Raw genomic sequence first — 13,666 nt, 5'->3', positions numbered from 1 at the left:
AACAGTGGCCAACGAGCAGAAACTCCTCGACCATCTCAAGTGGATGACCGGCGAGCTCCGGCAGGCGCACCGCAAGCTGCGCGAGGTCGAGGAGCGCGACCAGGAGCCGATCGCCATCGTGGCGATGAGCTGCCGCTACCCCGGTGGCGCCGGTTCACCCGAGCAGCTGTGGGACCTGGTCTCCACCGGAACCGACGCCATCGCCCCGTTCCCCGCCGACCGCGGCTGGGACCTCGCCGGCCTCGACACCTCGTCGAGCACCGCGCAGGGCGGGTTCCTGTTCGACGCCGGCCGCTTCGACGCCGGGTTCTTCGGGATCAGCCCGCGCGAGGCCCTCGCGATGGACCCGCAGCAGCGGCTGCTCCTGGAGACCGCGTGGGAGGCGTTCGAGCGGGCCGGCATCGACCCGGCGACGCTGCGCGGCAGCCAGACCGGCGTGTTCGTCGGCACGAACAGCCCCGACTACGCCGGCCTGTTCCTGAACTCCGACGAGGACGTCAGCGGTCACATCGCCACCGGCAACTCGGTCAGCGTGGCGTCGGGGCGGCTGGCGTACACGTTCGGGCTGGAGGGTCCGGCGGTCACGATCGACACCGCCTGCTCGTCGTCGCTGGTCGCGATCCACCTGGCGTCGGTGGCGCTGCGGCTGCGCGAGTCGTCGCTCGCGCTGGCCGGCGGGGTGACGGTGATGTCGTCGCCGGCCGGGTTCGTCGAGTTCACCCGCCAGGGCGGCCTGGCCTCCGACGGCCGCTGCAAGGCGTTCGCCGGCGCGGCCGACGGCACCGGCTGGGGCGAGGGCGCCGGCCTGCTGCTCCTGGAGCGGCTGTCCGACGCGCACCGCAACGGCCACCCGGTGCTCGCCGTCATCCGCGGCAGCGCGGTGAACCAGGACGGCGCGTCGAGCGGGCTGACCGCGCCGAACGGACCCGCGCAGCAGCGCGTCATCCGGACCGCGCTGTCGCGCGCCGGGCTGACCGCCGCCGACATCGACGCCGTCGAGGCCCACGGCACCGGCACGAAGCTCGGCGACCCGATCGAGGCCCAGGCGATCCTGGCGACGTACGGCCAGGAGCGCGACCGGCCGCTGCTGCTCGGCTCGCTGAAGTCGAACATCGGCCACACCCAGGCGGCGTCGGGGGTCGGCGGGATCATCAAGATGGTCATGGCGATGCGCCACGGCGTGCTGCCGAAGACGTTGCACGTGGACGAGCCGACGCCGCAGGTGGACTGGTCGGCCGGCGACGTGGAACTGCTGACGGAGCAGCGGACCTGGCCGGAGACCGGCCGCCCCCGCCGGGCCGGGGTGTCGTCGTTCGGGATGAGCGGCACCAACGCCCACGCCGTCCTGGAGGAGGCCCCCGAGGTCGAGGTCGACGAGCCGGAGACCCCGGCGGCGCCGGCCCCGGCCACGCTGCCGTACGTGCTGTCGGCCCGCACCGCCGACGCCCTGCGGGCACAGGCCCGCGCCCTGGCCGGTCACCGCACGGACGCCCGCCCCGTCGACCTGGCCTACTCGTTGGCCACCACGCGCGGCGGTCTGGAGCACCGCGCGGCCGTCGTCGCGTCGGACCCCGACACGTTGGCGGCCGGCCTGGCCGCGCTCGCCGAGGGCGCCGACGACGCGCCGAACGTCGTGCGCGGTGTCGCGTCGACGGGTCCACTCGCGTTCCTGTTCACGGGCCAGGGCTCGCAGCGCCCCGGCATGGGCCGCGACCTGTACGACACGTTCCCCGTCTACGCGGCGGCGTTCGACGAGGTGTGCGCGCACCTCGACGCCGGCCTGAGGGACGTGGTCCTCGGCGACGACCCGGAGCTTCTCGCGCGGACCGTGAACACGCAGCAGGGGCTGTTCGCCCTGGAGGTGGCGCTGTTCCGGCTGCTGGAGTCGTGGGGCGTGCGGCCCGACTACGTGGCCGGCCACTCGATCGGTGAGCTGGCCGCCGCGCACGTGGCCGGGGTGCTGTCGCTCGCCGACGCCGCGACGCTGGTCAATGCCCGTGGCCGGCTGATGCAGGCGCTGCCCGCCGGTGGCGCGATGGTGTCGGTGCAGGCCTCCGAGGCGGAGATCCTGCCGCTGCTGACCGCCAACGTCTCCATCGCGGCGGTCAACGGGCCGTCGTCCGTGGTCGTCTCGGGCGCCGAGGACGAGGTCCTGGCTGTCACCGAGGGGTTCAAGGCCAGGCGCCTGACCGTGAGCCACGCGTTCCACTCGCCGCTGATGGAGCCGATGCTCGACGAGTTCCGCCGCGTCGCGTCGGGGCTGTCGTACGCGAGGCCGGCCGTCCCCGTGGTCGCGTCCGGCGACGTGAGCACCCCGGAGTACTGGGTGCGGCACGTCCGCGACGCCGTGCGCTTCGCCGACGGGATGCGGACCCTGGCCGCCGCCGGGGTCACCACGTTCGTCGAGGTCGGTCCGGACGGGGTGCTCTCGGCGATGGGACGCGCGTGCGTCGAGGACGGCGTGTTCCTGCCGGTCCTGCGTCGCGGGCGCGACGAGCCGCTGACCGCGATGACCGCGCTGGCCGGGCTGCACGTACGCGGCACCGCCGTCGACTGGTCGTCGGTGCTGGCCGGTGGCGAGGCCGTCGACCTGCCCACGTACGCGTTCCAGCGGGAGCGGTACTGGCCGAAGCCGGGCCAGCGGGCGTACGCGGTCAGCTCCGTGGAGAGCCGCTTCTGGGAGGCGGTCGAGCACGGCGACCTGGCGGCGCTGGCCAGCACCCTCGAGGTCGACGGCGAGCTGTCGCTGAGCATGCTCTCGCCCGCCCTGCCGGTGCTGTCGCGGTGGCGGCGCCGCCAGCAGACCCGCTCGACCGTCGACCGGTGGCGGTACCGGGTCGGCTGGCAGCCGGTCACGGGTGGCGCGCCCCCGTCGCTGCACGGCACCTGGGTGGTCGTCACCCCCGGAGCCGACGGATGGGCGCCCACGGCGGCGCGGGCGCTGGAGGAGTACGGCGCGACGGTGGTCACCCTGCCGGTGCCTGCCGTCCCCGAACGCGCCGCGTTGACGGCCGCCCTCCGCGCGGTCGGCGAGGTGACCGGCGTGCTGTCGCTGCTCGGCCTCGACAGCGAGCCGGCGCCCGGCCTGCCGGCGCTCACCACCGGCGCCGCCGGCACGCTCGCGCTCGTGCAGGCCCTCGGCGACGCGGAGGTCGACGCGCCGCTGTGGCTCGCCACCCGCGGCGGCGTCGCCACCACCGGCAGCGACCGCCTCACCGACCCGGCGCAGGCGCTGGTCTGGGGCCTCGGCCGGGTCGTCGCGCTGGAGCACCCGCAGCGCTGGGGCGGCCTGGTCGACCTGCCCGCCGTCGCGTCCGACCGCACCGCCGCCCAGCTCGCCGCCGCGCTCGCCGACGGCGGGGAGGACCAGGTGGCGCTGCGCGACGCCGGCGTCTTCCGCCGCCGCCTCGTGCGGGCGCCGCGCCGCACCCTCAGCACCGGCACCGGCACCGGCTGGCGTCCCCGCGGCACCGCCCTGGTGACCGGCGGCACCGGTGCCCTCGGCGCGCACGTCGCCCGGTGGCTCGCCCGCACCGGCGCCGAGCACCTCGTCCTCACCAGCCGGCAGGGCCCCGCCGCGCCCGGCGCCGACGACCTGCGCGCCGAGCTCACCGCGCTCGGGGCCAGGGTGACGATCGCCGCCTGCGACGTCGCCGACCGCGCCGCGCTCGCCGCGCTGCTCGCGGAGCTGCCGGCGGTGAACGTCGTGGTGCACACCGCCGGCACCGACCGGTCGACCGTCCTCGACGCGACCGACGCCCGGACCGTCCACGACGTCGTCGACGCCAAGGTGCGCGGCGCCATCAACCTCGACGAGCTGACCGGCGACCTCGACGCGTTCGTGCTCTTCTCCTCGATCTCCGGGATCTGGGGCAGCGGCGGCCAGGCCGCGTACTCGGCCGGCAACGCGTTCCTCGACGCGCTCGCCCAGCACCGTCGCCACACCGGCCGCACCGCGACGGCGGTCTCCTGGGGCCCGTGGGACGGCGGCGGCATGGCGGCCGCCGACGGCGCCGCCGAGCAGCTGCGCCGCCGCGGCCTCATGCCGATGACGCCGGAGCTGGCCGTCGCCGCGCTGCAGGACGCCCTGGACGCCGACGAGACCCAGCTGACCGTCGCCGACGTCGACTGGGAGCGGTTCGCGCCGGCGTTCTGCCTGGAACGGCCGCGTCCGCTGATCGCCGACCTGCCCGAGGTGCGCCGGGTCCTCGATGGCGAGGCCGCACCGGCGGCGGGTGCCGCCGCGGCGGACCGGTTCGCCGGGCTGTCCGGCGCCGACCGCGACCACGCGCTCGTGGAGCTGGTCCGCGAGCGGTCGGCCGCCGTGCTCGGCCACGCCACCGCCGACCGGGTCGAGCCCGACGTCGCGTTCCGCGACCTCGGCTTCGACTCGCTGACCGCGGTGGAGCTGCGCAACAGCCTGACCGCGGCCACCGGCCTGCGGCTGCCGGCCACGCTCGTCTTCGACCACCCGACGCCGCGGGCGCTGGCGGCGCACCTCGGCCCGGAGCTCGGCGGTGCGGCGGCGCGCACGGTCGAACAGACGGTCGCGGTGAGGAACGCCGTCTCCCATGACGACGACCCGATCGCGATCGTCGCGATGAGCTGCCGCTACCCGGGCGGGGTCAGCAGCCCCGAGGACCTGTGGCGGCTGGTGGACGGCGGCGTCGACGCGATCAGCGGCTTCCCCACCGACCGCGGCTGGGACCTGGAGTCCATTGTGGACACCGGCGGGACCACCGGCACCAGCTACGTCGGCGCGGGCGGCTTTCTCGCCGACGCCGGCGACTTCGACCCCGGCTTCTTCGGCATCTCCCCGCGCGAGGCGCTCGCGATGGACCCGCAGCAGCGGCTGCTTCTGGAGACCGCGTGGGAGGCGTTCGAGCGGGCCGGCATTCCCGCCGAGTCGGTGCGGGGCAGCCGTTCCGGCGTCTTCGTCGGCATGAACAACCAGGACTACGCCGCGCTGCTCGTCGCGTCGGGCACCGACGCCGAGGGTCACCTCGCCACCGGCAACTCGGCGAGCGTGGTCTCGGGCCGGCTGTCGTACACGTTCGGGCTGGAGGGCCCGGCGGTCACCGTCGACACGGCGTGCTCGTCGTCGCTGGTGGCGCTGCACCTGGCCGTGCAGGCGCTGCGGCAGGGCGAGTGCGACCTGGCGCTGGCGGCCGGCGTCACGGTGATGTCGACGCCGGCCGCGTTCGTGGAGTTCAGCCGGCAGCGCGGGCTCGCGTCCGACGGGCGCTGCAAGGCGTTCGGCGCGGGCGCCGACGGCACCGGCTGGGGCGAGGGCGTGGGCATGCTGCTCGTCGAGCGGCTGTCCGACGCGCGCCGCAACGGCCACCCCGTGCTCGCCGTGGTGCGTGGCTCCGCGGTGAACCAGGACGGCGCGTCCAACGGTCTGACCGCTCCGAACGGACCCGCGCAGCAGCGTGTCATCCGCCAGGCGCTGGCGAACGCCGGGCTGTCCACTGTGGACGTCGACGTGGTGGAGGCGCACGGCACGGGAACCGTGCTGGGCGACCCGATCGAGGCGCAGGCGCTGCTGGCCACCTACGGCCGGGACCGCTCCGCGGACACGCCGCTGTGGCTCGGGTCGCTCAAGTCGAACATCGGCCACACCCAGTCGGCCGCGGGCGTGGCCGGGATCATCAAGATGGTCATGGCCATCCACCACGGGACCATGCCGAGGACGCTGCACGCCGAGGAGGCGTCGCCGCACATCGACTGGACCGCCGGCGCCGTCTCGCTGCTCACCGGGGCCCGCCCGTGGGAGACCGGCGGCCGGCCGCGCCGCGCCGGCGTCTCCGCGTTCGGCATGAGCGGCACCAACGCGCACACCATCATCGAAGAGGCGCCGCTCGAGGTCGCCGCCGGGGCCGCCGTCGAGCGCGAGTCCGTGGTCGGGCCGCCGGCTCTGCCGTTCGTCCTGTCGGGACGCGGTGCGGACGCGCTGCGGGCGCAGGCGGCCCTGCTGGGGACCCACGTGAGCGCCGTCGACACCGACCCGCTCGACCTGGCCCACACGTTGGCCGCCACCCGGTCGAACCTGGAGCACCGGGCGGTCGTCGTCGCCGCCGGCGTCGACGACCTGCGCGCGGGTCTCGCCGCGGTGGCCGCGGACGCCCCGGCACCGAACGTGGTGCGCGGAGTCCGGGGCACGGGGCGGCTCGCGTTCCTGTTCACCGGCCAGGGGTCGCAGCGCCCCGGCATGGGCCGCGACCTGTACGAGGCGTACCCCGCGTACGCGGAGGCCTTCGACGAGGCATGTGCCCACCTCGACGTGCACCTCGACCGGCCGCTGCGCGAGCTGGTGTTCTCCGACTCCTCCGATGACGCTGCCGAGGCTTTGAACGACACGGGTTACACGCAGGCCGCGCTGTTCGCGGTCGAGGTGGCCGCGTTCCGGCTCGTCGAGCGGTGGGGTGTGCGACCCGACCACCTCATCGGGCACTCGGTCGGGGAGCTCGCCGCCGCCCACGTCGCCGGGGTGCTGTCGCTGGCCGACGCCGCCGCGCTGGTCGCCGCGCGCGGCCGGCTGATGGCCGCGCTGCCCGCCGGCGGCGCGATGGTCGCGGTCCGCGCCACCGAGGAGGAGGTGCTGCCGCTGCTCACGGGGAACGTGAGCATCGCCGCGGTGAACGGGCCGCGGTCGGTGGTGGTCTCCGGTGAGGAGGAGGCCGTCCTCGCCGTGACGGCCGGGTTCAGGGCGAAGCGGCTCACGGTGAGCCACGCGTTCCACTCGCCGTTGATGGAGCCGATGCTGGGGGAGTTCCGCGAGATCGTGGAAGGGCTCGCGTTCCGGGCGCCGACGATTCCGATCGCGGCCTCCGGTGACGTGACCGAACCGGGGTACTGGGTGCGGCACGTCCGCGACGCGGTGCGGTTCCACGACGGCATGCGGGCCCTCGAAGCGGCCGGGGTCACCACGTACCTGGAGCTCGGGCCCGACGGGGTGCTGTCGGCGATGGGGCAGGACTGCGTGACGCGTCCCGCGGTGTTCGCCGCGGCGATGCGGTCCGGCCGCCCCGGCCCGCTCACGCTGACGACCGCCGTGGCGACCCTGTACGCGCACGGTGTTCCGGTCGGCTGGGACCTCCGCGGCGCCCGGCGGATCGAGATTCCGACCTATCCGTTCCAGCGTCAGCGGTTCTGGCCCGCCGCCGCGACGGCCACGGTCGGCGCGGCGCCGGCCGGAGCCGGCCCGGTCGCCGCCGACCCGGTCGCCGCCGAGTTCTGGGCCGCGGTGGAGCGCGGCGACACCGACGCGGTCGCCGGCACGCTGCGGGTCGAGCCGGACGCGCTCGGCGACGTGCTGCCCGCGCTGTCGACCTGGCGCCGTGACCGGCGCGAGAAGTCCACTGTGGACACCTGGCGGTACCGGGTCACCTGGAAGCCGGCCAGCGACCTGCCCGCCGCAACCCTGGCCGGCTCCACCTGGCTCGCGGTCGACCCGGTCGACGACGTCGTCGGGGCCCTCGTCGCCGGCGGCGCCCACGTGGTCCCGCTGCACACGGACGGCGGTGACCGGACCGCGGTGGCCGAGCGGCTGCGGGCCGCGCTTGCCGGCGGCGCCGCCGACGGGGTGCTGAGCCTGGGCGCGGTGACCGACCCCGGCGCGGCGCTGGCCGCGACGGTGACCCTCGTCCAGGCGCTCGGTGACGCGGACGTCGCCGCGCCGCTGTGGATCGCCACCCGCGGCGCCGTGTCGATCGGCCGCGCCGACCCGCTCGCCGACGCCGCCGGCGGCGCGGTGTGGGGCCTCGGGCGGGTCGTCGGGCTGGAGCATGCCGGCCGGTGGGGAGGACTCGTCGACCTTCCGGAGTCCCTCGACGGCCGCGCCGCCGCCCGCCTGGCCGCGGTGCTGGGCGGGGCCGGGTCCGAGGATCAGGTCGCCGTCCGGCCGTCCGGTGTGTTCGTGCGCCGCCTGGAGCGCGCGCCGTCGGTGGCCGCCGCCGGCGCGTGGCGGCCGCGCGGCACGGTCCTGGTGACCGGTGGCACCGGCGCGCTCGGCGCCGAGGTGGCCCGGTGGCTCGCCGGCGCCGGCGCCGAGCACCTGGTGCTGACCAGCCGCCGCGGTGCCGACGCACCCGGCGCCGCGGACCTGACCGCCGACCTGACCGCGCTCGGCGTCCGGGTGACCGTCGCCGCGTGCGACGTCGCCGACCGCGACGCCGTGGCGGGCCTGCTCGCAGCCGACCCGGTCACCGCGGTGGTGCACGCCGCCGGTGTCGACAGTGGACGGTCGCTCGCGGAGACCACGCCGGCGGAGTTCGCCGCCGTGCTGTCGGCGAAGGTCGACGGCGCCCGGCACCTGGACGAGCTGACCGGCGACCTCGACGCGTTCGTGGTGTTCTCCTCGATCTCCGGCGTGTGGGGCGGCGGTGGGCAGGCCGCCTACTCGGCCGCGAACGCCTACCTCGACGCCCTCGCCGGGGCGCGCCGGGCCCGCGGGCTGGCGGCCACGGCCGTCTCGTGGGGGCCGTGGGCCGGTGCCGGCATGGCCGCCGACGCCGACGTCACCCGGAACCTGCGCCGCCGGGGGCTGAACCCGATGGCGCCGGCCCTCGCCGTCGCGGCCCTGCAGCGGGCCCTCGACGGCGACGAGACGTGCGTGACCGTCGCCGACGTCGACTGGGAGCGGTTCGCGCCGGCGTTCTGCCTGGAGCGGGCCCGCCCGCTGATCGGCGACCTGCCCGAGGTGCGGCGGGCGCTGGCCGCCGAGCCGGCCCCGGACGGCGCCGGCCTCATGAGTTTCGGATCCCCCGAGGAGGCGTTGCGCTCGCTGCTGGAGACGGTGCGCGCGGAGGCCGCCTCGGTGCTGGGGCACGCGTCGGCGGGCGAGGTCGAGGCCGACCGGGCGTTCCGCGACATGGGTTTCGACTCGCTGACCGCGGTGGAGTTGCGCAACCGGCTGCAGGCGGTCACCGGGCTGCGGCTGCCCTCGACGCTCGTCTTCGACTACCCGAACGCCTCGGCGCTGGCCGCGTACCTGCGCGATGAGCTGCTCGGCGCGTCGGTGGTGACGTCGGCGCCGACCGTGGTGGCGGCGTCGGACGAGCCGGTGGCGATCGTGGGGATGGCGTGCCGGTACCCGGGCGGCGTGCGGTCGCCGGAGGACCTGTGGCGCCTGGTGTCCGAGGGCACGGACGCGGTGGCGGGCTTCCCGTCCGACCGCGGCTGGGAGTTCCTCGACAACGAGACGGAGGGCTACGCCCGGCAGGGCGGCTTCCTCTACGACGCGGCGGCGTTCGACCCCGGGTTCTTCGGGATCTCGCCGCGGGAGGCGTTGGCGATGGACCCGCAGCAGCGGCTGCTGCTGGAGACGTCGTGGGAGGCCTTCGAACGGGCGGGCATCGCGCCGTCGTCGGTGCGCGGCTCGCAGACGGGTGTGTTCGTCGGAACGAACAGTCAGGACTACGGCGGCCTCCTGTGGGGCTCCGGCGACAGCCGGCTGCAGGGGCATGTGGGGACGGGTAATGCGGCGAGCGTGTTCTCCGGACGGGTGTCGTACACGTTCGGTCTGGAAGGTCCCGCGGTCACGGTGGATACGGCGTGTTCGTCGTCGCTTGTCGCGCTGCACCTGGCGGTACAGGCGCTGCGGCAGGGCGAGTGCGAGCTGGCGCTGGCCGGTGGCGTGACGGTGATGTCGACGCCCGGCACGTTCGTGGAGTTCCACCGGCAGGGTGGGCTCGCCGCGGACGGCCGGTGCAAGGCGTTCGGCGCCGGTGCCGACGGCACCGGGTGGGGCGAGGGGGTCGGCGTCCTCCTGGTGGAGAAGCTGTCCGACGCGCGCCGCAACGGGCACCCCGTCCTGGCGATCGTGCGGGGCAGCGCGGTGAACCAGGACGGCGCGTCGAACGGTCTGACCGCTCCGAACGGTCCGGCGCAGCAGCGGGTCATCCGGCAGGCGCTGGCGGGCGCCGGTCTGTCCACTGTGGACGTCGATGTCGTGGAGGCGCACGGTACCGGCACCGTGCTGGGTGACCCGATCGAGGCGCAGGCGTTGCTGGCCACGTACGGCCGGGACCGTACCGAGCCGTTGTGGCTCGGGTCGTTGAAGTCGAACATCGGCCACACCCAGTCGGCGGCCGGCGTCGGCGGGATCATCAAGATGGTCATGGCGATCCGCCACGGCATGCTGCCGAAGACGCTGCACGCCGAGGAGCCGTCGCCGCACGTCGACTGGTCGTACGGCGCGGTCGAGCTGCTGACCGAGGCGCGGTCGTGGCCGGAGACCGGGCGTCCGCGCCGGGCGGGCGTCTCGTCGTTCGGCATGAGCGGCACCAACGCGCACACCATCATCGAGGAGCCGCCCGCGTCGACGGAGGCGCCGGCATCCGGTCCCGTCGGTGTGGTGCCGGTCGTGGTCTCCGCGGGCTCCGACGAGGCGCTGCGCGAGCAGGCCGCGCGGCTGCGGGAACACCTCGCGCGGGTGCCGGGGTGGACCGCCGCCGACGTCGCGTTCGCCGCGGCGACGGGCCGGTCGCCGCTGCCGCGCCGCGCCGCCGTCCTCGCCGCCGACCGCGACGACCTGCTCGACGGGCTGGCCGCGCTCGCGGCCGGCGGTAGCGCGCCGGGCGTCGTGCGGGGCAACCGCCAGGACGGCCGGGTCGCGTTCCTGTTCACCGGCCAGGGGTCGCAGCGGCCGGGCATGGGCCGCGGCCTGTACGAGGCCTACCCGGTGTTCGCCGAGGCGTTCGACGGGGTCTGCGCGCACCTGGACGCGCACCTGGACCGGCCGGTCCGCGACGTCGTGTTCGGCGACTCCTCCGACAACGCTGCCGAACTTCTCTCGCAGACGGTGTACACGCAGACCGGCCTGTTCGCGGTGGAGGTGGCGCTGTTCCGCCTGCTGGAGTCGTGGGGCGTGCGGCCGGACTACCTGGCGGGTCACTCCATCGGTGAGCTGGCGGCCGCGCACGTGGCCGGGATCCTGTCGCTGGCCGACGCGGCGACGCTGGTCGCCGCCCGGGGGCGGCTGATGCAGGCCCTACCGGCGGGTGGGGCGATGGTCTCCGTGCAGGCGTCCGAGGAGGAGGTGCTGCCGCTGCTTTCCGGGCTGGAGGCGAAGGTGAGCATCGCGGCGGTGAACGGGCCGCGGTCGGTGGTCGTGTCCGGTGACGAGGAGACCGTCCTATCCGTCACCCGGGGGTTCAAGGCGAAGCGGCTGACGGTGAGCCACGCGTTCCACTCGCCGCTGATGGCCGACATGCTCGACGGGTTCTTCCGGGTCGCCTCCGGGCTGTCCTACGAGGACCCGGCCATCCCGGTCGTGTCGACGCTGGAGGGCGACCCGACCACGCCGGAGTACTGGGTGCGCCACGTCCGCGAGGCGGTGCGGTTCCACGACGGCATGACGGCGCTCGAAGCCGCCGGGGTCACCACGTACGTCGAGCTCGGCCCCGACGGGGTGCTCTCGGCGATGGGACAGGCGTGCGTCGGGGCCGGCGAGTTCCTGCCGGCACTGCGCGGGGGCCGCGACGAGCCGACCGCGGTGATGGCCGCGCTCGCCGGCGCGTACCTGCGCGGCGTCGCCGTCGACTGGGCCGCCGTGCTCGCCGGCGCCCGCCGGGTCGACCTGCCCACCTACGCGTTCCAGTACCGGCGCTACTGGCCGGAGATCACCGGACCGCTGTTCGCGCGGCCCGACGCCGGGGACGCCGACAGCGACTTCTGGACCGCCGTCGAGCGCGGGGACCTCACGGCCCTCGCCGGCACCCTGAACCTCGACGGCGACATGCTGCGCGACGTGCTGCCGGCGCTCGCCACCTGGCGGCGCGGCCGCCGCGACCGGTCCACTGTGGACTCCTGGCGGTACCGGGTCGCCTGGCAGCCCCACGGGCAGCTGCCGCCGGCGACGCTCCCGGGCACGTGGCTGCTGGCCGCGCCGCCCGGTGCGGGCGCCGACGTGGCGGCGGCGCTGGTCGCCGCCGGCGCGCACGTCGTCGACCTGGCCGACCGGACCGCGGACGCGCCCGCCGAGGGCGTGGTGTCCCTGCACGACGTCGCGGGCACGCTCGCGGTGTACCGGGCGCTCGGCGACGCGGGCGTCGAGGCGCCGCTGTGGTGCCTGACCCGCGGCGCGGTGTCGACCGGCCGCTCCGACGCGCTCACCGACCCGGCCTCGGCGCAGGTGTGGGGCCTGGGTCGCACGGCGGCTCTGGAGTCCCCGCACCGCTGGGGCGGGCTGGTCGACCTGCCGCCGGTGCTCGACACCCGGGCCGGTGGTCGGCTGGCGGCGGTGCTGTCCGGCGTCACCGGCGAGGACCAGGTGGCGGTCCGCGACACCGGCGTGTTCGTGCGGCGGCTCGTGCCCGCCCCGTCGGCCGGCACGTCGGCCGGGTGGCGGCCGCGCGGGACGGTGCTGGTGACCGGTGGTACCGGTGGGCTGGGTGCCGAGGTGGCGCGGTGGCTGGCGGCCAACGGTGCGGAGCGGTTGGTGCTGGTGTCGCGGCGTGGGCTGGACGCGCCCGGTGCGGCCGACCTCGCCGGCGAGTTGGACGCCGAGGTGGTGGCGTGCGACATCGCCGACCGTGACGCGGTGGCGGCGCTGGTGGCGTCGGTGCCGGATCTGACGGCGGTGGTGCATTCGGCGGGGGTCGCGGTGGACACACCGCTGGCGGACCTGTCGGTGGAGGAGCTGGCCGCGGTGACCGCGGCGAAGGTCGAGGGCGCGAAGCACCTGGACGAGCTGACCGGCACGCTGGACGCGTTCGTGGTGTTCTCGTCGATCTCCGGTGTGTGGGGCAGCGGTTCGCAGGGTGCGTACGCGGCCGGCAACGCCTATCTGGACGCGCTGGTGGAGACCCGCCGCGCGCGGGGTCTCGCGGGAACGGCGATCGCGTGGGGGCCGTGGGCCGACAGCGGCATGGCCACCGACGAGGGCGTGCGGCGGGAACTGGCCCGCCGCGGGCTGCGGGCGATGCCGTCGAGCCTCACCGTGCCGGCACTCGCCCGCGCGGTCGGGTCCGGTGACGGCTGCGTCGTGGTCGCCGACGTCGACTGGGACCGGTTCGCGCCGGCGTTCTGTCTGCACCGCCCGAGCCCGCTGCTGTCCGGCGTCCCGGGAGTGGTCGAGGCGCTGCGCGGCGCCGCGCCGCAGCCGGCCGACACCGGCCCGCTGACCGGCCGGCTCCGCGAGGCCTCCACCGACGAGGCGCTCAGGATCCTGCTGGACCTCGTCCGCACCGAGGCCGCGGCCGTCCTCGAGCACGACTCGCCCCGCGACGTCGGCGCCGACCGGGCGTTCCGGGAGCTGGGCTTCGACTCGCTGACCGCGGTCGAGCTGCGCAACCGGTTGCAGACGGCGACCGGGCTGCGGCTGCCCTCCACGCTCGTCTTCGACTACCCGAACGCCACCGTGCTGGCCGCGCACCTGCGCGACGAGCTGCTCGGCGCGTCGGTGGTCACCTCGGCGCCGAGGACGGTGGCCGCCTCCGACGAGCCGGTGGCGATCGTCGGCATGGCCTGCCGCTACCCGGGCGGCGTCCAGTCGCCCGAGGACCTGTGGCAGCTGGTCTCCGAGGGCGTCGACGCGGTCGCCGGGTTCCCGACCGACCGGGGCTGGGAGCACATCGGCAACGCGGTCGACGGCTACGCCCGGCAGGGCGGATTCCTGTACGACGCCGCCCAGTTCGACCCCGCGTTCTTCGGGATCTCCCCG

1 protein-coding gene is annotated in these 13,666 nt (G+C 75.9%); it reads left to right on the top strand.

Annotation, left to right across the window (positions count from 1 at the left end; translation table 11 throughout):
• Window positions 1-4 precede the first annotated feature (4 nt).
• Window positions 5-13,666: type I polyketide synthase (locus Voc01_RS53855; protein ID WP_275423841.1), on the top strand; the 13,662-nt coding region annotated here is incomplete at its 3' end.

Source organism: Virgisporangium ochraceum (genome assembly GCF_016863655.1).
Classification (GTDB): domain Bacteria; phylum Actinomycetota; class Actinomycetes; order Mycobacteriales; family Micromonosporaceae; genus Virgisporangium; species Virgisporangium ochraceum.
This window is presented reverse-complemented; position numbering and strand designations above follow the sequence as displayed.